Here is an 18,712-nt window from a genome sequence, read left to right as displayed (position 1 = left end):
GCGTCCTGGTGCAAAGGGCCTCCCGGGCGGACGGCCCCATGCCGTCCGCTGAGACTCGACACCCGTGGATCGGGCATCGACCTGAAAGGGGTATTCCCATATCAGGCCAGGCCATGCCACGGCATATGACGGACGCTCGGTGAATCCCGGGTGAAGCTCGGGAGGGAGGGTGCGGCGGTGACCGAAGGGGCGTCAGAGACCACCCCGGGTGAATACGCGCCGATCAGGTGCCGTAGCGCCGGTGGCGGGCCGCGTAGTCGCGCAGGGCCCGCAGGAAGTCGACCTTGCGGAAGGCCGGCCAGAAGACCTCGCAGAAGTAGTACTCCGAATGCGCGCTCTGCCACAGCATGAATCCGGACAGCCGCTGCTCGCCGCTGGTGCGGATCACGAGGTCCGGATCGGGCTGGCCGCGGGTGTAGAGGTGCTCCGCGATGTGGTCGATGTCCAGGATCTCGGCGAGCTCCTCGAAGGAGGTGCCCTTCTGCGCGTGCTCCAGCAGCAGCGAGCGGACCGCGTCGGCGATCTCCTGGCGGCCGCCGTAGCCGACGGCGACGTTGACGAGTATCCCCTGGACGTCGTGGGTGGCCTGCTCGGCCTCCTTCAGCACGGTCTGCGTCCGCGCGGGCAGGATGTCGAGGTTGCCGACGTGGTGGACGCGCCAGCGGCCGTCCGCGGCGAGGCCCCGCACGGTGTTCTCGATGATGTTGAGCAGCGGGCGGAGCTCGACCTCCGGCCGGTCCAGGTTGTCCGTGGAGAGCATCCACAGGGTGACGACCTCGACGTCCGTCTCGGTGCACCAGCCCAGCATCTCGGAGATCTTGTCGGCTCCGGCCTGGTGGCCCTGCTCCGTGGTGCCTCCGGACGCCTTCGCCCAGCGCCTGTTCCCGTCCAGGATGACGCCGATGTGCTTGGGCGCCGCGTCATGGTCGAGGCGGCCTTCCACCCGGCGTGCGTAGAGCCTGTACACCAGGTCGCGCAGCTTCACGATCTTCCAGCCCCTCCGTGCAATGCCCCCGTGCGAATTGCGGTCCCCCGAGTGCGCCACATTACTGCGCGGTGGGAGGGGGTACCCAACTCGGTCTGTCACAGCTCCGTGATAGGGAGGACAACGTGACTGATACCAATCCCTATCGGGCAGACCCCGCGCGGTACGACTCCATGGAGTACCGGCGCACGGGTCACAGCGGCCTCAAGCTCCCCGCCATCTCCCTCGGCCTCTGGCACAACTTCGGAGACGACAAGTCGCTCGAGTCCCAGCGGGCGATCCTCCGCCGGGCCTTCGACCTCGGCATCACCCACTTCGACCTGGCGAACAACTACGGTCCGCCGCCCGGGTCGGCCGAGCTGAACTTCGGGAAGGTCCTCGCGCAGGACTTCGCTGCCTACCGCGACGAGCTGGTCCTCTCCACCAAGGCCGGCTACCTGATGCACCCCGGGCCGTACGGCGAATGGGGCAGCCGCAAGTACCTGCTGAGCTCCCTGGACGCTTCGCTCGGCCGGATGGGCGTGGACTACGTCGACATCTTCTACTCGCACCGCTTCGACCCGCAGACCCCGCTCGAGGAGACCATGGGCGCCCTGGCGTCCGCGGTCCAGCAGGGCAAGGCGCTCTACGTCGGCGTCTCCTCGTACACGGCGGAGCAGACGGCCGAGGCGGTGCGGATCCTGCGCGGGATGGGGGTGCGCCCCCTGATCCACCAGCCCTCGTACTCCATGATCAACCGCTGGACCGAGGACGACGGGCTGCTGGACACCCTCGAGGACGCGGGGATGGGCTGCATCGCCTTCGCGCCGCTCGCGCAGGGGCTGCTGACGGGCAAGTACCTTGACGAGATCCCTGAGGGCTCGCGGGCCACCCAGGGCAAGTCGCTCAACCCGGACCTGCTCTCGGACGACGTGCTGCGCCGGCTGGGCGGGCTGAACCAGATCGCCGTGCGGCGCGGCCAGTCGCTGGCGCAGCTGGCGCTGAAGTGGGTGCTGCGCGACGACCGGATGACCTCGGCGCTGATCGGCGCGTCGAGCGTGCGGCAGCTGGAGGAGAACGTGGCCGCGCTGGCGGCGGATCCGCTCTCCGAGGCCGAGCTGAAGGAGATCGACTCCTTCGCGGTGTCCACCCCCGGCACCAACCTGTGGGCCCAGCGCGGCTGACCTGCGCGGATGCCGATAAGGGGCGGAGAGCAAAAAACGGGCCGGTCCGTGGGGGGGATACGGACCGGCCCGAGGGGGGGTTCCACCATAACCCTTCGTAAAGCGAGATGCGTGCATAGCCGCGCCACGATTACGCTCCGAAGCCGGCCAGCAGCACTCCGGTAAAGGCTCCGGCGGCCATGAACGGGCCGAAGGCGAAGCCCTGCCCGCGGGTCGCGGAGCCGCGCAGCAGCAGGAAGAGGCCGTACAGGGCCCCGTAGAGGAAGCCCAGGAAGGCCCCGGCCGCCCATACCCCCCACCCGTACCACCCAAGAGCGACCCCCAGCGAGAGCGCCAGCTTGACGTCGCCGAAGCCCATCCCCGCGGGGTTGACCAGGAAGAGCGCCAGGTAGCCGGTCGCGAGCAGGAGGCCGCCGAAAAGCGCGCGCCGCCAGTCGCCCGCGGCGCCGGGCAGGAGGGCCGCCGCCCCGAGGCCGGCGGCGGCCGCGGCGGCGAGCGGGAGGGTCAGTACGTCGGGGAGCCGGTGCACGGCGCGGTCGACGAGGGCGAGCAGCACGAGCACCGGGGCGAGCCCCACGTAGACCACCGCCTCGGGCCGCGGCCCCACGGCCGCCCCGAGCGCGGCGCAGACCGTCCCGGTGAGGGCGGCGAGGGGAAGGGCCCGCCGGCCGTACGTGTGCGGCGGGGCCTGTCCGGAGGGAACCCGGCAGCGGGCGGCCCCGAGCCACCCCGGCAGCACATGCCCCTCCGGACACCGCTCACGCCAGCCCTCTCCCGCCTCGACGCCCAGCCGCCAGACCGCACGCGGCAGCAACAACCCCACGCCGACGCCGTACCCGGCGGCCAGAACGATCACCACAACCGTCACCCCCCGAAGGTAGGCCCAACCCCCCCCCCCCTCCAGCCCCCGCCGCCCCCCTCCCAGCCCCACCGGCCCCCCGCCGACGCCCTTCCAGCCCCCACCGCCCCCCTTCCAGCCCGGCCCGGCACCACTCCAGCCCCCGCTGGCCCCCTTCCAGACCCACCCGGGCACCACTCCAGCCGGGCCGGCGCCCTTCCAGCCCCGCCCAGCACCACTCCAACCCCGCCGACCCCCTGCCAGCCCCGCCCCGGCACCATTCCAGCCCCGCCGGCGTTTGAGGCGCGGGGGCCCGGGGGCAGAGCCCCCGCAACGGCGCCGCACCCACACCACCCCCGCCGGGGCCCGGCCGACCTCCGCAGCCAGGGGGCCAGGGGGCCGAACCCCCCGCCCCGCTCCGCAGGACCTAGGCTGCCGCCATGGCGAACTGGCAGGACGGCACGGCCACGCTCCACACCGGCACGACGGCGGTCCCCCTGGAGATCGCCGCCTCCTACCGCGCCCGCACCCGCGGCCTCCTCCGCCGCACCGGCATCGCCGGGGCGCTGCTGCTGACCCCCGCGGCGAGCGTGCACACCTTCCGGATGCGCTTCGCGATCGACGTCGCGTACCTCGACCGGAACCTGCGCGTCCTGGCCGTGGTGACCATGCCCCCGGGGCGGCTCGGGCTGCCCCGACCCCGCTCCCGGCACGTCCTGGAGGCCGCGGCCGGGGCGATGGCCGGCTGGGGGCTGCGGCCGGGCGTCGCCGTGCGCGTGGACAGGTCCTAGTGAAGGTCCCGCCTCGGCGGTAGGTTGGGGCGGTTGAGCTGGGGTGGTGTCAGGGGAGCGGCATGACGGAGAACGCGCGGATCAAGGCGCTGGAGCAGATCATGCCGGCGACGCACGGCGCCGACGAGGACATCGACTGGCAGAGCGCCGAGGCAGCCTGGGGCACGGCGTTCCCGGCCGACTTCGTCGCCTTCATGGGCCGTTTCGGCGCGGGTTCCATCAACGGTGAGGCCAGCATCCTGCTGCCCCTCCCCAAGCCCGGACTCCAGTGGGTGCCGGCGGAGATGGCCGAGGAGACCGACAACGCCCGCCAGGTCTGGGAGGCGGAGGGCGGCCGGGCCGCCTTCGACGTGGACCCGGAGGCGATCATCGCCTGGGGCGTCACCGGCGGCTCCGACATCCTGTGCTGGCTCACGTCCGACCCCGACCCGGACCGCTGGCCGGTCGTGGTGTGCGGGCGGCACACCGCCGACTCCTTCGCCGTCTACCCGTACGGCATGGCCGAATTCCTCTACCGGCTCTGCTCCGACGAGTTCGACGTGAGCCCGGTCAGCATCACCTTCTGGGACGGCGGCCACCTCAGCTTCGTCCACTGGCGCAAGGCCCAGCGCAGGTGGCAGGAGGGCCGCAACCCCGAGACGGGCGAACCCGACCCGTACGCGGGCGAATTCACCGACTGACGTTCCGGTCACACGCCCGAACCCGTTCCCTGACCGGAAACGGGCGTTTCGGCATGTCTACGCGCGTCCGCGCGGTGGATCACATATCGGAAAACACCATCCGGAAAAGCCCGAGTTGGAGCATTGACCACAAGTGCCCCCCAATGGAATCAGCCACCCCGTTTTCGGGAGAGAATTCCGGCCAACGGGCCATGGAGGGACACCCCAGCCCGGAGCAACTCATAAGTAGTCATGGGATCCAAAAGGAAATCAGGGGAATACACCCGTGGGACGAAGAATGTTCGGCACGGCCGCCTCCACGGTCGTACTAGGCCTGCTGATACCTCTGGCCGGATGTGGCGGTCCGGGCGGCGACGCGGGTGACGGCGGCACACTGCGCCTCGTGGCCGCCGAATACGGCGACACTCCGGCCACCAGCTCGAAGGCCTACTGGGACAAGGTGACGGCGGATTTCACCGCCGCGAACCCCGGCATCAAGGTCGAGGTCAAGCTCCTGCCGTGGGCCGACATCGACCGCGAGGTCTCGCGCATGGTCAAGGCCGGGAACGCGCCGGACATGGCGCTCATGGGTTCCTACTCGGACTTCGCGGCCCAGGGAAAGCTCTATTCCGCGGACGAGCTCCTCTCGGTCGCCCGGGAGGCGAACTTCCTCCAGCCGCTCGCCGAGGCCGGCACCGTCGGCAGCACCCTCTACGGCCTGCCGTTCATGGCCAGCAGCCGCCTGCTCTTCTACAACGAGGCCCTGTTCGCCAAGGCCGGGGTCGGCGCTCCCAAGACCTGGTCCGACCTCAAGTCCGCCGCCAAGGCGCTGAAGGACAAGGGTGTGAAGTTCCCGTACGCCCTGCCGCTCGGCCCCGAGGAGGCGCACGCCGAGGCGATGATCTGGGAGCTCAGCAACGGCGGCGGCTACGCCGACAGCAGCGGCAACTACAGCCTGGCCTCCGACCGAACATCGAGACCTGGCGCTGGGTCAAGGACAACCTGGTCGCCCCCGGTCTCACCGGCCCCACCCCGCCCTCCCAGCTGAACCGCGCCGACGCCTTCGCCGCGTTCCTTCGCGGCGAGGTCGGCATGCTCAACGGGTACCCCTCGCTCGCCCACGAGGCGCGCGCCAAGGGCATCGGCGTCGGCACCGTGTCCATGCCGGTCTCGGACACGCTCGACAGCGGGGAGGTCCCGCCGACCGTGGGCGTGGCCGACTGGATGATGGCCTTCAAGCAGAACGGCAACCGCGCCGAGATCGGCACGTTCCTGGACTTCGTCTACCAGGACAAGAACCTCTCGGAGTTCGCCAAGCGCTACCACCTGCTGCCGTCCACCGTCACGGCTTCGCGCACCCCGGCCGGCGGCGGGCTCGAGAAGACCGACCAACTGTTCCTGTCCGCGCTGTACGGTGCGCAGCTCTACCCGGTGAACAACCCTTCCTGGGTGAGCGTCAGCGACACCATCAAGCGCAACATCGGCCGTGCGGTGGAGCCGAACTCCGACCCCAAGACCGTCCTCGAGGACATCGCCTCCCAGGCGGACGAGGCCTCGAAGAAGCGCTGAAGGACCCCGTGACACGGGACCTTCGCCCCATGCCGCAGACCACCCCGTGCGGCAGGATGGCCCCACGGCCCTCGATCCGAGGCCGCCGGCCCCGCCGCCCCGAGCACCCACAAGGTGCGCGGGGCGGCAGGCCTCGACCGCGCCCCCGGTGCCCCTGCCGGCGCCGTCTGCCTTACTGCCCTTGCTTCCCGTGGTCCGGGGAGAACGCCTTGCGGTGCTGCTCGCAGCTCGAGTCCCAGCGCAGCGAGCCCGTGAGCGTCCCGTAGCCCGTGCGCGTCACCGACCACTCCACCGTGTACTCCCCGGTGTCACACGCGATCCGCTTGCCGCCCGCGATCTTCTCGCGCCCCGTCGCCGGCTTCCCGTCCAGCTTCCGGCGCACCTCCCCCGCCGTGGCGCCCTTGGCGGTGCGCAGGACGGCGTGCACCTCGATCGGGTGCGTGTCGTCCTTGGTCGTCACCACCTTCTTCACCAGCTTCGAGTCCGACACGGACCAGGCGAACTCGTACGACGGCTCCCACGCCAGCGTGTCGGGGTCCGGGACCTGGCGTTCGAAGTCCGGGGCGGCGGCGTGGCCGGGGCGGGTGACCATCTCGTACCGGACTCCGGTGTGGAAGCGGAACTGCGCCTCCACCTTGTGCATGTCGTCCTTGGTCCACTTCGACTTCATGGACTTCTCGCCCCCGGCCGGGTCCTGGAGGTACGCCGTCCCCTCCGCGGCGGTGGCCTGGTGGACGAGGGCGGGGGCGAGGGCCGCCGCGGTGGTGGCGAGGGCGAGGGCTGCCATGCGGGTGCGCTTCATGCCCGGTCCAACGGGGCCCGCGGCGGGCCGGAACGACACCGGGCGCGCTTTCACCCGTACGGGAGCGGCCGCCGCCCGGATCCCGGCGTACGGCGCCGAGGGCCGCCGCTTCGGCTTCGCCGGCGCGAACGGGCCGCGGGACCCGCGCCTGACGGCGGCGGCGCGGAAGCCGGTTGCGGGGCGGCGGTTCAGGCCTGGCCGGTCTCGAAGCGGCTGATCCTGCCGCCGCCGGGGGCGATGGTGAAGCGCCAGGCGGTACGCATCTCGCCCCAGGTGTCGTTGCGGTAGTCGACGACCAGGGAGCGGCCGCCGTCGGACTCGGACTGGACGTTCATGTGACCGCCGGAGGAGAAGATCTCCTTGTCGATCCAGGCGTGGAGGTCGCGGTCCGATCCGTCGTCGGACATGGTCGCGTCGGCGGTCAGGACCGCCAGGAAGGCCTCCTTGTCGTGCGCGTTGACGGCGGTGACGAAGGCTGCGACGACGGGGTCGGACAGTTGGGCGGGGGCGATGGTCACGGGGGGCCTCCTGGCCGGGCGTTCGGGCGCGGCGCGCGCATGTGCCCCACCAGGGAACACCCGGGGCCGGGCCTGATCGTCGACCCTCACCCGTTCGCTTGCCGGACGGCGTGTCAGGAGGCGTCGGGGGCTTCGGGGCCTTCGGGGCCTTCGGGGACGGCGTGCACCGGGAAGCCGGTCGGCCGGCCCTGCTCCCCCAGCCAGGCCAGCACCCGGTCGAGGGCGTCGACGGTCTGCGCGCGGTTGCCGCCGCCGTCGTGGAAGAGCACGGTCGGGCCGTTGCCGAGTTCGCGCTTGACGGCGTCGACGATGGCGGCCGTGCCCGGCTTGCCGAAGTCCTTGGTGTCCACGTTCCAGCCGAGCGGGCGCATCCCGTGCGCGGCGGCGATGCGCCGGCTGTCGGGGGTGAAGGCGCCGCCGGGGGCCCGGTAGTAGTCGACCTTCGCGCCGGCTCCGGCGGCTTCCTCGATCAGCCGCTTCGCGTCCAGGATCTGCTGTTCCTGGTAGGCGACGGGCTTCTTGTCCATGGCCGTGTCGTGGTCCATGGTGTGGTCGCAGAGCCGGTGGCCGGCCGCGACGACCTTTTTGACGAGGTCGGGGTGGGCCTTGGCCTGCGGCCCGATCATGCAGAAGGTCGCCTTGGCACCGTACTTCTTCAGCACGTCCAGGACCGCCGGGGTCCAGCGGGGGTCGGGGCCGTCGTCGATGGTGATGTTGACGGCGTTCGCGCCGCCCTCCGAGGCGTGGGCTATGCCCTCGGGTATCCGCTGCGGCTGCTGCGGCCCGGCCTGGCCGCCCCGGTTCCCGGCCTCCTTCTGCCGGGACACGTTCTGGTGCGCGGGTCCGTGCCCCGACTCCACCGCGGTCGCCACGCCCCACACCGTCGCCGCCACGGCGACGGCGGAGGCCGCGACGACCGCGCGGGCCCGGATGCCCTTCTCGTTCATGCGTGTCCAGAACCCCATGTCCACTCCCCATCCGCTGCGTCAGCGTTCTGTGGATCAGGACGTTCGGCGCAACAGGCGGGTTCCGGGCCATTGGTCCATAAAATCCACCTAATGGGGCGGAGGGGGCTGGCGAGACGGGGCTGCTCGATGCGACGGGAGGCGCGCAGGCAGGGCAACCGGCCCGAGGCGCGGCAGATCAGACGAGCCGGCGATCCTCGGCCGCGATGGGAACGTCGTTGATGCTGGCCTCGCGCCGCCGCATCAGCCCGTCGAGGTCGAACTCCCACTGCTCGTTGCCGTGGCTGCGCCACCACTGGCCGGCGGCGTCGTGCCACTCGTACTCGAAGCGGACGGAGATGCGGTTGCCGGCGTACGCCCAGAGCTCCTTGCGGAGCCGGTAGTCCAGCTCGCGCCGCCACTTCGCGGTGAGGAACTCCCGGATCTCGGCGCGCCCGGTGAGGAACCGGTCGCGGTTCCTCCAGACCGAGTCCTCGGTGTAGGCGAGTGCGACGCGCTCGGGGTCCCGGCTGTTCCAGGCGTCTTCGGCGGCCTGGACCTTGGCGCGGGCGGTCTCCTCGGTGAAGGGCGGCAGGGGCGGACGTACGGCGGCGATGGTGGCGGTCATGGCGGTCCCTCTCGCGATCGATGCTCGATGCTCGATGCTCGATGCTCGGCAGTGGAGAACGTTCGTTCTCACCATAGAGAACGAACGTTCTCCACACCACCGGAACTGGACTACCCTTCCCCCATGGACGACGAAGAGGCCCGCACCCGACTCCTGGACGCGGCGGAGGCACTGTTCTACGCCGACGGCATCCAGGCGGTCGGCATGGACCGCGTCCGCGCGGAGTCCGGCGTCCCCCTCAAACGGCTCTACCGGCTCTACCCGGCGAAGGAATCCCTGGTCGCGGCGTATCTGGAGCGCCGCGACGAGCGCTGGATGACGAGTCTGCGCAGGGCGGTGACGGAGGCGGCGAAAGCCTCGGCCTCCCTGGGCCCGGGGCCTTCGGCGGCCCCGGTCCTCGCGGTCTTCGACTGGCTGGCGGCCTGGTTCTGCGAGCCGGACTTCCGGGGCTGCGCGTTCCTGAACGCGTACGGGGAGCTGGGCGCGCGCGGCCCGGCTCCCATCCTGGACGTCGTACGCCGCCACAAGGCGCGGCTGCGCTCGCTCCTGGCCGACCTGACCGGCCCGGCGGAGGAAGCCCTGGCGGACCAGCTCCTCATCCTGGTCGAGGGCGCAACGGTGACCGCCGCCCTGGATCCGGGCCCGGCGCCGGCCCACCGGGCCCGGGAGGTGGCGGAGCGGCTGATCCGGAGTCTCAGCCCGCCTTCCGCACCATGAACTCGTCCACCGCGTCCTCGGCTTCCACCGAGAATCCGTGCCGTTCGTACAGCCGTCGGGCCGCACTCCCCCGGAGCACGTTCAACCGGACCTGGACACCGCGGCGGTCACACCGCTCCAGCAGCTGCCGCAGGACCGCCGACCCGATGCCGCTGCCCTGTAGCCCCGGAGCCAGGTAGAAGTGCTCCAGCCAGTGGGCGTCCTCGGCCGGCCGCAGCGCCACGCAGCCGGCGAACGCGCCGCCCGCCTCGATCACCCAGGTGTGGGCCGGGTCGAACCCGTCCCGCAGCCGCTGCCGCACCCGCTGCTCGTCGTACCGGCCGAGCCGTTCCAAATCCGCCCGCAGCACCTCCGCACGCAACTCGGCCACGGCCTCGACGTCCGACGCCGAGGCCGGCCTGATGCCCCAGTCCCCCATGATCGTCACGCTACCCCGCGCCCGGCTGCCCACCATCGGCCAGGGCCGCCCAGACCAGCGCGGCCGCCTCCACCTCGTCCAGCCACACCACCCCGAACTCGGCGGCCAGCTCCGGGGACGCGGGCAGCGGCAACCCCGCCGGTCCCCAGCCCAGACCGTCACCGCCGAACGCCTCGTCGTACGGCACACCGCGCACCACCCGCCGCCGCAGCGCGGGGCCGTGCCGGTCGGCCGCGCGGTAGTACGTGATACGGCCGATGGCGTCCACGGCGTCGAGCAGCGCTCGGTCGAGGGAACCCAGCGGCGGACCGGCGGCACGGCCCGCCAGCGTGCCGGGGCGAACCAGCACCCCGGCCAGGTCGAGGAACCCGGCGTGGTCCAGGAGGAACGCGCCGCCCCGCTCGTAGAAGAGCAGGAGCGGCTCGTAGAGGTCGGGCAGGTCCGGGAGGGCGTCCGGGCGCCGCGCCCGGAACTCCGCCAGCCTCATCGCTCCCGTGCAGGTCCGATTGACGGGGCTGACGACGATGCTCCCGCACAAGAGTTCGCGGAGTTGGGCGGCGTCCTCCTGCGGGACGGCCGGAAACGCAGGATCCAGGTACTCGACGACATCGAAGAACGGCCACCCCGCCTCGGCCGAGCAGGCCCGCGCCCACAGGCCGGCCCTTCGCAGGTACTCGCGCATCAGCAGGCGACGGGACATGACGCGGCTGAGGAGGTCGTCCCACTCCCCGTCCCATTCCACCGCCCGAAGACGCTCCATCACCCGCGCCGCCGCCCGGTCGCGCACGTCACACTCCTATCCGAGTACGGCATCGGTGAGGTCCGGCCCCCGCCCGCCGAGGATGTCCGGCGCCCGGAGCCCGTAGCCCTCGGCTTGACCGTAGTAGGTCGGCTCGCCGGGCTCCGCCGCGACCCCGAGCAGCTGGTCGAGCTCCTGCAGGGCCGACGCGAGCCGCGGCGCGTTGCGGGTGTGGATGGCCGGGTGCGGCTCGCCCCGGAAATCACACCGACCCCATACGTCGTGGTACACGGCCAGTTCCGCCGAGGGGCCGATCTCGTCGGGCGACACCATGAGTTCGACCAGGCGGTATTCGTTGTGGCGTGTTCCGCCCGCGTCGAACCAGGCACCGGACCCCAGTACGAGGATCCCGCCCATCTCCGCCTGCGGATGGCCCCCGGCCGACAGGCGCGCAGTACACCAGGCAGCGCCGGATCGTCGAGCGAACGCCCGGCGAGGTCCAGGCGGCTGTGGATGCCGAGGCCGCCCTTGCCGACCTGGAACCAGTTCCACTCAAGCGAGGCCGGCTCCAGCAACGCGTGCTTGTGCAGCACCGCTCCCATGCGCGCCGCGGTCCTGAGCGCGGACTCCAGACCGGGCTCCGCCACCTCGTCCAGGTCCCAGAACCACGAACCGCACTCCCGCGGCGCACGCGTCAGCATCGGCAGGGCACTTCCGTACGACTCGGCGGCAGGGGGCGAAACCCATGGTGCCGGACCCTGCCGTCGAGGAATCAGGGCCTTCCCCATGGTGCGGGCTCCGGGCGGCGGCTCCACCACCAGCCGGTCGAATTCCCTGTGGACGAGGCATCCGCCAACTCTCGACGGAGAAGTCCTGCATCGTCTTCCGCAGTGGCCGCGGCGAAGCGCCTGTCCAATCGCTCCAAGGCCTCGTCGAGCAGCGGGGTCAGGTCCCGAGGCAGGCGGCTACTGATGTCCGCGAGCGCATCGCGGGCCTCCAGCCGCTCACGGTAGAGCTCGGCCGGATACCAACCCGACGGTGCCCAACCGGATTCCATGTGCGCGATGACCCTCTCCCACGCGACCAGGTTGTCCTTCGCGGACCAGACGGGGCTGCCGGTGACGTCGTCGAGGGCAGCCCGTGTCGGCTCTGCTGCCGACTGCCGCACCCTCTCCACGGACGCCGCGAAGCCATCGGCGACGGGAGTGTCCGGCCGTTGTTCCCGCACGATCTCGGCGAAGCGCGTCACCGTCGCGTGCGGAAACCGAGGCACTGGCGCCTCGACCGCGGTGACCGTGTAGAGGGGAGGATCCTCGTCGGAGAGTTCGAGCCGGGCACGGGTGAGGATCCCCTCCTGCGTCACCACCCAGTAGGCACTGGGAGGGGCTTCCGGCGCGGGAAACAGGACGGTCGTCGCCGCGGCCTTCGCGAACCTCGCGGCCAGGTCCGGCTCAAGCGGCTGATCAGCCACTCTCTCGTCGGCATAAATGCCCAGCGACCAGGTCACATCACCGAAGACCGGCCGGTATTCGCACGATACGGGTGCGTCCCAATTCCGGAGGCCGGGGTCACCGTCGGCATCGGCCACGTCCACATCACCGACCGCGATGTCGAGACATCCGGCAAGCGCGACCGCCATGGTCTCGGGGCTGATGAAGTCGACGGTCAGGAGGTTGTATGTCACGAAAACATCCTGTTGCAGATGGCCACCCGTCTCCGTGCTGCCCGCGCCCGGCACGGCATGCCCCTCCTCATCTGGCGGGGCAGGCGGGGCGGGGGCACCTTCGAAGAGGTATGCGTACATGTTGCGGAGATATCGCCGAAGGGAAGCCTCGTCGGGGAACTCGACGTCTGTCAGGCCTTCATAGTCCGCCGGCCCGAAATCCGGATCCTGGACGATCTCAGCGAGGCCGTCTGGGATCGTCCAGACGTCCGACTCGCTGCCGCCATCAACTCTCTAGGCCAGGGCCAGCTCCGCCACCCGCGCATCGGGTCAGACGGCGATATCCGATCAGCTCAGTAGATCCGCGACAGGAACTTCCACGGAAACGAAGCCGCCGGGGTTCAGTTTCAGGTGCGTATCGATCGGCAGACTGGCTGCGAGTCGGAGAGCATCCATCTTGCGCAGCTCAGGAGCCGTGCCGGGGGCATGACGTGCGTCGGTGAAGACTTCCAGGACCCTCTTTCCGCCTGCTACCGCGAGATGTCCCCCGAGGCCAACGAGCGATTCAGGGAGCAGAAAGACACTGGATTTCGCGAGTACCTGACAGATGGCAGCTTCGGGCCCGTACCCGGTGACAGCAAGCTGAATGGCCGCGTCTACCGCATCGGTCGGCTCAGGCATTCCCATGGCGCGAGGGGAAGGGCGATATTTCGAGTTACCCTTGAATTCATCGGTGATCACACCCTCGTCGTCGACTTTCCAGGCGCCCACGATGGCGTAGGGCGGGACCCGACCATGAGAATCGACGAACGGATCGATCGCATAAACCCAGGAACCAGGGTTTTTCGCCGCCTCCGCGCGCATGGATTCCGTGATCCATCGAGCCGGGTCTGGAGTCAGTGATTCACTCATGTCCCTTATTTCTCAATCCGCGAACGAAGTCCCTCTGTTCACCCACGTAGGCGAGTCGACCGTACTCGAAGTCCGGCACGGCGTCGAAGATCCCGACAGTGACCGGCCGATCCGCAAGGGGCCAACGGTAAGCCTTCCTTCCGCCTCCCATTTCCAGTGCCATCCTACTGGGATACACGTCGCGACAGGCACCCTCGACCGCAGGCGTCAACCCTTCCCGCTCAAGACTTGAGCGAACATCCGCCAGAGCCTCGAAGAGATTCCACGAAGTAGCCTCTACCACCTTGTCGAAGTAGGAAATTCGGACCGTATATTCGGCATCCAAGAACTCCGCGACGAGCCTTCCCGGCGTGCACCCGACCTCGGAGACGAGAACGACCTCCGAGTCATGCAGCATTTCCATCTCACGGGACACGTTCAGCCTCAGGACGATAGTTCGGGTTGGGGATCAGGTCACCAAGTTCACCCGTCCTATAGCTGTACGGACGAGCTCCCTTGATGTACTCGGGTCGAATCCCACCGGGGAACGCGATTTCCATCTCGTAGTCGAGGGGGTGGGGCCCCATGGAGGTGTTCACATCGATGCCGCCCGGCAGATCGAGCTCATAAGTGTACTTTCCACCGAAGTCATCACCAATGTCATCACGGTACGAGGTGCTGATGAACGCCGAGTGATCACTCTCTTCGACATAGTGACGAAGGTCGACACTTGCGGGGTCCAAGGGCTCGAAGCCGCTCTCGAAGATCTCCTCGGGCTTCCTGTTGTCGCTCCGGTACAAGGGAGCTTCGTCGGTACGCCAAACGACCGGCATGCCCAGTTGGTCGAGATCGACGCTGTCGTCCGTCGCCGCGGCGAGTCGGTTCGGCTCGCCCCCGTGTGCTGCACCCGCCCCAGGTCCGCCCGCCCCGTTGCCCGCATCGCCACCACCGCCGTGGCCGCTACCAGTGGCAGGGCCGTCACCGTGGCCGCCGCCCGTGGATGGGGTGTCCGTGTGGGTGGCACCGCCCGTCGGTGTGGTGTCCGTAGCGTGGCTTCCACCACCGGTCGGGGTGGGGTGGGTGTGGCTGTTGTGCATGCTGTTGTCGGCCATACCGCCAGGAGTGATGTCCGAATGCGGCCCCGGGGTGTGGTCTGCGTAGTGGAGCGGGGCCGAGACCTCGGAGCCGAGGTGGACGCCGTCGTCCGCGCGGCCGCCGACCGTCGCCAGGACGCGTTCCGGGGCCTCGACCTTGATCGGGGCGTCAACCTTAACCGGGGGCTCGGCCTTGCCCGGGGTGGCGTGCAGGGGGGCGTCCGTGTCCGGCTTGGCGGGGGTCTTGCCCGGGGCCGTCTCGACCGGCGACTCGTCGGCGCGCTGGAGGACGCTGCCGTCGGCCCTGTAGATGTTGCCGTCGATGTCCATGAACCGCGCCGCGCCGTTCCCCGGCAGCTTCACCGTGCCCGGCGGGAGCGGGGTCGTGCCCTCGGGGAGCTTGACCGTGCCGTCCGGGAGCTTGGCCGCGCCCTCGGGGACCGGGGTGCCGGCCGGGACGTCGATCGTGCCGTTCGGCCGCACGACCGCGCCCTCGGGGAGGGCGATCGCGCCGTCCGTGTCGATCTTCGGGATCTCGATGTTGCCCAGGCCCTTCAGGCCGGCCATCACATCGCCGCTTCGTGAGCCGCGCCGCGCCCTTCATGTACGTCATCGGGTCGACGACCCGGCCGGCTTGCCCGCCAGCGACAGCTTCGCCACCGCACCGCCTTGCCCGCGCCGAGACCGCACCACCAGTACCGCCCGTGGCGATGGTCGTGACCACGTTGAACGTGACCGCGCCCGCGGCACGACGGGTTGAGCCCCACTGGTCCCACGCCAGGAGCGCCTTGCCGGTCTCCTTCATCGCGTGCGCGAGTCGCGCAGCCAGGAGGGCAGCTTGTCATCGGGGCGGCGAGGAAGAGGGCCGACGCCGGGGATCGACATGATGGCCAGGCCGGTGCCCAGCTTGGCCAGACCCGTCCAGGACTGCTTGACATCCCAGCCCTGAAGGCCGACCAGGCCGCCCAGGCCCTTGAGAGTGCCCCAGACGCCGTCGACGACGAGCCCTTGTGAACTCCCAGCGTGCTCCCAGACCTGCCAGCGGATGGACTCCTCGACGCGTCGCCCCAGGGCAGGGACTTGGACTGCTTGAGCCTCGGCGTCGTAGCCGTACATGTCCTTGCCGTTGGCTGCCGTCGTGTCTTCACGGCTTGCCGCCGACCAGGCGACGATCTTGGCGTGGGCCTCTCCAGTCCTGGAACTCGGCCCACACCTCCGCGATCTTGTTGCGGCGCTCGAGGTTCTCGTCGATCAGATCGCCGTCCTCACGCCACTTGTCGTCCTTGTCGGTCTTCTCGCGGAACGACGCCGCTTCCGCCTTCAGCGATTCGAGCTTCTTGATGACCGGTGCGGCGTCGCGGGAGTACGTGCCCAGCGCGCCGGCGATCGTGCACATGTCGGAGCTGAGCTTCAACCCCAGGTCGGAGACCGGCTTCGTCGTCGCGAACAGCTGGTCGGCCTCGGGAGCCTTGTAGAAGGCCTGGACCCCGCCGAAGCTGGTGTGGACGTCCGAGGTCTTCGTCGCGACCGCCGCACCCCCCGACGAGATCAGCTTCACCTTCGCGTCCAGCGTCGCCAGATCCCCGGTGAACACCGGCACCTCAGCCGGATCGACCGGCGCGTCCCCACTCACTTCTTGCCCCCCGGCTTCTCACGCAGCACCTCGAGATTGACCGACCTGGCCGCGTCCTGAGCCGCCTTCGCCTGATCGAGATCGCCTTCCAGATACTCGTTCGTCGCCTTCACCGCACCGAGGATGCACGCCTCGATCCGCTCCGCCATCGACTTGAACTCCGGCTTGCGCGCCGTCAGATACTCACCCAACGCCGCCGCCACAGGACCCATCGCCTTCTGCGGCGCCAGATAGGGCACGCCGGGGGACGCGGCCGCACCGGGCGCCAAGGGGCCCTGCGAGTCATCCCGACGCCGAACCGGGCACGGCCGTCCCCGCGGCCTGCGCCGCCTCCGACATGGCCGTGAGCAGCGCGTTCAACGCCTTCTCCAACTCACCCGCATTCGTGCCGACCGTCTTCAACTGGCCCTGCACACCCTGCGGCTTGATGTCCCACGACGTCATCAACCAACCCCCGTACTACCCCGACCAACTCTCCCGCCGCACCCAACCGCTCAGCCGATGTTGTCGACCGCGGCCTTCGCCCGCTGCAACGTCTGCTGCGCCGTCGCGTCGTTCTTCTCCAGCGTCGTGTTCAACAGCTGAATGATGTTCTTGACCTCCTGCGAGGCGTTCTTCCACCGCAGCTCCTTGGCGTGGTAGTCATCCGCCACACCATCCGGCCGCGAAGTCCGTCATCGCCGCCGCGACCTGCGCCTCACGCGCCGCGATCACCTGCTCCAACTGGCCGATCACGGCCTTGATACCGCCCTGCACCTCCGTCGAGGCACCCAAGTCGTACGCACGACGATCCGGCCCACCAGCCACCACAACCACACTCCCCGTGAAAAAGACCCATCAGAAGAACAAGGACCAGCAGGGCAGGCCTAGCGGCCCCGGAAACGCGCCGCGTCGAAGTTCGCCGAACCCTGCGTCTGCCGCGCGTTCTCACCCTGCTCCTGGTCACCCGACCCGAACGCCTGCTCCATCCCCGACTGACCACCCAAGATCGCCGCCAGCGAAGCGTTCAGCTCCTTCGCGATCCCGTCCGCACGCAACTTGAACGAGTCGAACGCGACCTTGCCCTGCCCCTGGAACTTGCCCTCCAACGGCTGCGCCGCGGCCACCAGCTGCTTGATCAGCGAACCCAGGTCCGTATTCGAGTTACGCGACCCCGACATCAGATTCGTCAGAACCTGCGTCCCCATGTCGAACTTCATCCCACACCCCCGTACGCTTGGATGATCTTAAGTATGTCTACTTCGATCGACTTACATCGCTCCTGCAACGAGCAACGAGTGAGTTGTGACGCACCTATGACACAACGCCAGGTGCCGGGACGAGCACCTCAGACGAGCCCGGCCGTGCAGAACACGCACGCCCCCCAGAACGGCATCGCGTCCAGCACCCTGTGGCGTACGCACGAGGCCGGCGCGGCCTCGTCCGACCCTGGCAGCACGCCCGCGCCGGCCCTCGCGGTCGCGGGGTCGAACTCCTCCACCATCGCCCGGTAGGTGCGCAGGTACCCCTCGACCAGGGGCGGCTCGTACGTCAGCTCCTCCCAGCGGTGACGGGACAGCGCCAGATCGAGGACGCCCAGCAGGAAGCCCTTGGCCGCGGCCCGCTCGTGCGGCGTGTCCCCCCAGTCGAGATCCGCCAGGCCGAAGCCGACCATCCCGCGGCCCATCACGTTCTGGTCCTGGAGCGTCAGCAGGGCGGCGAAGCGGAAGTGCCAGGGCTCGTGGGCCAGTGCGGACACGGCGAGCATCAGCACGTCCACGAACACCGCCGTGCCGCCGTTGGTCATCCCCAGGTGCCGGCCGTCACCGCCCTCGAACACGTTCATGTCGCGAGAGTAGGGCGAGGGGGAGAGGGAGAGCCCCGGGAGCGGGCCGACGGAGTGGTCAGGCGCCGAGGTGGCCGGTGGCCCCCGGTCGGGGCGGGCTCGCCCAGGTCCGGGCGCCGCCGCCGGGCTCGCGGGGGGCGCCGAACCCGCAGGCCCCGCCGGCCGGCTGCCGGGCGGCTGAGGCCGCGTCGGCGTCAGCCGCCCGAGGTGCGGGGGAAGGTGATCTCGACGCGGCGGTTCTTCTTGCGGCCCTCTTCGGTGCCGTTGTCGGCGATCGGGTAGTCCTCGCTGTACCCGCGGACGTCGAAGACGACGCTTGGGTTGGTGACGGTCTTGGCCAGCTCGGCCTGGACGGCGTCGGCGCGCTTCTTGGAGAGTTCCTTGCCGTGTTCGTAGCTGCCCTGGTCGTCGGTGAAGCCGAAGACACGGATGCGGGTTGCCTTCTGCGTGTTGATCTCGGCGGCGATGGCTTGTATGCGGGCGGCGGCCTGTGCGTTGAAGACGGCGCTGTCTTCGGGGAAGAGGACCTCGGACTGCAACGCCATCATGACCGTCTGGTTGGTCTCCTGACGGCGCTGCTCACCGCCGAGGTCTTCGACGACTTCGGCGATGTCGAGCACCTTGGCGGGAGCCAGGGTGCCGCCCTGGGGGATCTTCAGGCCGGGGGAGCTGGAGTCGATGGGGACGGGGGCGGAGGCGGATGGCTCTGAGCCGGGGGGTACGGACGGCTTGACTTCGTCGGCGTGGGCCGTGCTCGTGCCGACGAGGTGTGCACCGGCGATGACAAGGCCGACGACGGTCGTGGCGGCGGTGATGCGGTGGCTTTTTGTCATGG

General features: G+C 69.9%; 22 protein-coding genes and 3 pseudogenes. 5 read left to right on the top strand and 20 right to left on the bottom strand.

Going from position 1 to position 18,712, the window contains the following annotated elements:
- Positions 1-223 precede the first annotated feature (223 nt).
- Entirely contained in the window at positions 224-985 is a 762-nt protein-coding gene (locus BGK67_RS22335) for an isoprenyl transferase (RefSeq protein ID WP_069921737.1), read from the bottom strand.
- Positions 986-1,110: 125 nt separating this feature from the next.
- Between BGK67_RS22335 and mgrA the strand changes: the two genes are divergently transcribed.
- The gene (gene mgrA / locus BGK67_RS22330) at positions 1,111-2,148 is read left to right on the top strand and encodes an L-glyceraldehyde 3-phosphate reductase (protein ID WP_069921736.1); all 1,038 of its coding nucleotides are present in this window, start codon (positions 1,111-1,113) and stop codon (positions 2,146-2,148) included.
- Positions 2,149-2,278: 130 nt separating this feature from the next.
- Here the strand turns inward: mgrA and BGK67_RS22325 are convergent, their stop codons facing one another.
- The gene (locus tag BGK67_RS22325; RefSeq protein WP_069921735.1) at positions 2,279-3,016 is read right to left on the bottom strand and encodes a prepilin peptidase; all 738 of its coding nucleotides are present in this window, start codon (positions 3,014-3,016) and stop codon (positions 2,279-2,281) included.
- A gap of 410 nt (positions 3,017-3,426) precedes the next feature.
- Between BGK67_RS22325 and BGK67_RS22320 the strand changes: the two genes are divergently transcribed.
- The 3 genes and pseudogenes from BGK67_RS22320 (at position 3,427) to BGK67_RS22310 (ending at position 6,005) form a co-directional block, all read left to right on the top strand.
- Positions 3,427-3,777 (top strand): DUF192 domain-containing protein, encoded by a 351-nt coding sequence (locus BGK67_RS22320; RefSeq protein WP_069921734.1) that lies wholly within the window; start codon positions 3,427-3,429, stop codon positions 3,775-3,777.
- A gap of 62 nt (positions 3,778-3,839) precedes the next feature.
- Positions 3,840-4,457, top strand: coding sequence for an SMI1/KNR4 family protein (locus BGK67_RS22315; RefSeq protein ID WP_079154321.1), 618 nt, complete (start codon positions 3,840-3,842; stop codon positions 4,455-4,457).
- Between the two features lie 277 nt (positions 4,458-4,734).
- Positions 4,735-6,005: pseudogene (locus BGK67_RS22310) on the top strand (extracellular solute-binding protein).
- Positions 6,006-6,177: 172 nt separating this feature from the next.
- Here the strand turns inward: BGK67_RS22310 and BGK67_RS22305 are convergent.
- From BGK67_RS22305 to BGK67_RS22290, 4 genes are all read right to left on the bottom strand, one after another.
- Positions 6,178-6,807 (bottom strand): hypothetical protein, encoded by a 630-nt coding sequence (locus BGK67_RS22305; protein WP_069921733.1) that lies wholly within the window; start codon positions 6,805-6,807, stop codon positions 6,178-6,180.
- Positions 6,808-6,995: 188 nt separating this feature from the next.
- The gene (locus tag BGK67_RS22300; RefSeq protein WP_069921732.1) at positions 6,996-7,325 is read right to left on the bottom strand and encodes a hypothetical protein; all 330 of its coding nucleotides are present in this window, start codon (positions 7,323-7,325) and stop codon (positions 6,996-6,998) included.
- Positions 7,326-7,438: 113 nt separating this feature from the next.
- Complete coding sequence (locus BGK67_RS22295; protein WP_069921731.1) at positions 7,439-8,290, bottom strand: polysaccharide deacetylase family protein; 852 nt, start codon at positions 8,288-8,290, stop codon at positions 7,439-7,441.
- 178 nt (positions 8,291-8,468) lie between these two features.
- Positions 8,469-8,897, bottom strand: coding sequence for a nuclear transport factor 2 family protein (locus BGK67_RS22290; RefSeq protein WP_069921730.1), 429 nt, complete (start codon positions 8,895-8,897; stop codon positions 8,469-8,471).
- 123 nt (positions 8,898-9,020) lie between these two features.
- Here BGK67_RS22290 and BGK67_RS22285 point away from each other — a divergent pair, with 123 nt between their 5' ends.
- Complete coding sequence (locus BGK67_RS22285; protein WP_069921729.1) at positions 9,021-9,614, top strand: TetR/AcrR family transcriptional regulator; 594 nt, start codon at positions 9,021-9,023, stop codon at positions 9,612-9,614.
- Here BGK67_RS22285 and BGK67_RS22280 read toward each other — a convergent pair.
- The 14 genes and pseudogenes from BGK67_RS22280 to BGK67_RS22215 form a co-directional block, all read right to left on the bottom strand.
- A complete protein-coding gene (locus tag BGK67_RS22280; protein ID WP_069924033.1) occupies positions 9,592-10,032 on the bottom strand; it encodes a GNAT family N-acetyltransferase in 441 nt (146 codons plus the stop codon). The two genes, BGK67_RS22285 and BGK67_RS22280, sit on opposite strands and share 23 nt — an antisense overlap.
- A gap of 10 nt (positions 10,033-10,042) precedes the next feature.
- Positions 10,043-10,819, bottom strand: coding sequence for a hypothetical protein (locus BGK67_RS40120; protein WP_244291293.1), 777 nt, complete (start codon positions 10,817-10,819; stop codon positions 10,043-10,045).
- Positions 10,820-10,828: 9 nt separating this feature from the next.
- Entirely contained in the window at positions 10,829-11,188 is a 360-nt protein-coding gene (locus BGK67_RS40960; protein WP_347878426.1) for a hypothetical protein, read from the bottom strand.
- 355 nt (positions 11,189-11,543) lie between these two features.
- Positions 11,544-12,575: a hypothetical protein gene (locus BGK67_RS22265; RefSeq protein WP_244291292.1), complete on the bottom strand. Its 1,032-nt coding sequence runs from the start codon at positions 12,573-12,575 to the stop codon at positions 11,544-11,546.
- Positions 12,576-12,782: 207 nt separating this feature from the next.
- Positions 12,783-13,346, bottom strand: coding sequence for a type VII secretion system-associated protein (locus BGK67_RS37675; RefSeq protein ID WP_107488837.1), 564 nt, complete (start codon positions 13,344-13,346; stop codon positions 12,783-12,785).
- Positions 13,339-13,761 (bottom strand): hypothetical protein, encoded by a 423-nt coding sequence (locus BGK67_RS22255; protein ID WP_069921725.1) that lies wholly within the window; start codon positions 13,759-13,761, stop codon positions 13,339-13,341. Before BGK67_RS22255 ends, BGK67_RS37675 begins: the two co-directional genes overlap by 8 nt.
- Positions 13,751-14,986: a scabin-related ADP-ribosyltransferase gene (locus BGK67_RS22250; protein WP_069921724.1), complete on the bottom strand. Its 1,236-nt coding sequence runs from the start codon at positions 14,984-14,986 to the stop codon at positions 13,751-13,753. The genes BGK67_RS22255 and BGK67_RS22250 overlap by 11 nt, the downstream gene beginning before the upstream one ends.
- 234 nt (positions 14,987-15,220) lie before the next feature.
- Positions 15,221-15,535: a hypothetical protein gene (locus BGK67_RS22245; protein ID WP_069921723.1), complete on the bottom strand. Its 315-nt coding sequence runs from the start codon at positions 15,533-15,535 to the stop codon at positions 15,221-15,223.
- Between the two features lie 28 nt (positions 15,536-15,563).
- On the bottom strand, positions 15,564-16,052 hold the full coding sequence (locus tag BGK67_RS22240) for a hypothetical protein (protein WP_141754044.1): 489 nt from the start codon (positions 16,050-16,052) through the stop codon (positions 15,564-15,566).
- A pseudogene (locus tag BGK67_RS22235) lies at positions 16,049-16,496 on the bottom strand (DUF6507 family protein). Before BGK67_RS22235 ends, BGK67_RS22240 begins: the two are co-directional and overlap by 4 nt.
- Before the next feature lie 50 nt (positions 16,497-16,546).
- Positions 16,547-16,859, bottom strand: a pseudogene (locus BGK67_RS22230) (pore-forming ESAT-6 family protein).
- Positions 16,860-16,918: 59 nt separating this feature from the next.
- Positions 16,919-17,251: a hypothetical protein gene (locus BGK67_RS22225; protein WP_030763942.1), complete on the bottom strand. Its 333-nt coding sequence runs from the start codon at positions 17,249-17,251 to the stop codon at positions 16,919-16,921.
- 128 nt (positions 17,252-17,379) lie between these two features.
- Positions 17,380-17,877: a hypothetical protein gene (locus BGK67_RS22220; RefSeq protein ID WP_069921721.1), complete on the bottom strand. Its 498-nt coding sequence runs from the start codon at positions 17,875-17,877 to the stop codon at positions 17,380-17,382.
- A 194-nt stretch (positions 17,878-18,071) separates the two neighbouring features.
- The gene (locus BGK67_RS22215) at positions 18,072-18,710 is read right to left on the bottom strand and encodes an OmpA family protein (RefSeq protein ID WP_069921720.1); all 639 of its coding nucleotides are present in this window, start codon (positions 18,708-18,710) and stop codon (positions 18,072-18,074) included.
- Between the last annotated feature and the right edge of the window lie 2 nt (positions 18,711-18,712).

This window comes from Streptomyces subrutilus (genome assembly GCF_001746425.1).
In the GTDB taxonomy this organism is placed as follows: Bacteria; Actinomycetota; Actinomycetes; order Streptomycetales; family Streptomycetaceae; genus Streptomyces; species Streptomyces subrutilus_A.
Note: the sequence above shows the minus strand (reverse complement) of the source record. Positions and strands in the feature narration are given on the sequence as shown.

Excerpts from the sequence above, each read along its gene's own strand:
- BGK67_RS22320 (WP_069921734.1), top strand. The coding sequence starts at position 3,427 with ATGGCGAACTGGCAGGACGGCACGGCCACGCTCCACACCGGCACGACG.
- BGK67_RS22315 (WP_079154321.1), top strand. The coding sequence starts at position 3,840 with ATGACGGAGAACGCGCGGATCAAGGCGCTGGAGCAGATCATGCCGGCG.
- BGK67_RS22305 (WP_069921733.1), bottom strand. The coding sequence starts at position 6,807 with ATGAAGCGCACCCGCATGGCAGCCCTCGCCCTCGCCACCACCGCGGCG.
- BGK67_RS22295 (WP_069921731.1), bottom strand. The coding sequence starts at position 8,290 with ATGGGGTTCTGGACACGCATGAACGAGAAGGGCATCCGGGCCCGCGCG.
- BGK67_RS22290 (WP_069921730.1), bottom strand. The coding sequence starts at position 8,897 with ATGACCGCCACCATCGCCGCCGTACGTCCGCCCCTGCCGCCCTTCACC.
- BGK67_RS22285 (WP_069921729.1), top strand. The coding sequence starts at position 9,021 with ATGGACGACGAAGAGGCCCGCACCCGACTCCTGGACGCGGCGGAGGCA.
- BGK67_RS22280 (WP_069924033.1), bottom strand. The coding sequence starts at position 10,032 with ATGGGGGACTGGGGCATCAGGCCGGCCTCGGCGTCGGACGTCGAGGCC.
- BGK67_RS40960 (WP_347878426.1), bottom strand. The coding sequence starts at position 11,188 with ATGGGCGGGATCCTCGTACTGGGGTCCGGTGCCTGGTTCGACGCGGGC.
- BGK67_RS22265 (WP_244291292.1), bottom strand. The coding sequence starts at position 12,575 with ATGTACGCATACCTCTTCGAAGGTGCCCCCGCCCCGCCTGCCCCGCCA.
- BGK67_RS37675 (WP_107488837.1), bottom strand. The coding sequence starts at position 13,346 with ATGAGTGAATCACTGACTCCAGACCCGGCTCGATGGATCACGGAATCC.
- BGK67_RS22250 (WP_069921724.1), bottom strand. The coding sequence starts at position 14,986 with ATGGCCGGCCTGAAGGGCCTGGGCAACATCGAGATCCCGAAGATCGAC.
- BGK67_RS22245 (WP_069921723.1), bottom strand. The coding sequence starts at position 15,535 with ATGTACGGCTACGACGCCGAGGCTCAAGCAGTCCAAGTCCCTGCCCTG.
- BGK67_RS22225 (WP_030763942.1), bottom strand. The coding sequence starts at position 17,251 with ATGAAGTTCGACATGGGGACGCAGGTTCTGACGAATCTGATGTCGGGG.
- BGK67_RS22220 (WP_069921721.1), bottom strand. The coding sequence starts at position 17,877 with ATGAACGTGTTCGAGGGCGGTGACGGCCGGCACCTGGGGATGACCAAC.
- BGK67_RS22215 (WP_069921720.1), bottom strand. The coding sequence starts at position 18,710 with ATGACAAAAAGCCACCGCATCACCGCCGCCACGACCGTCGTCGGCCTT.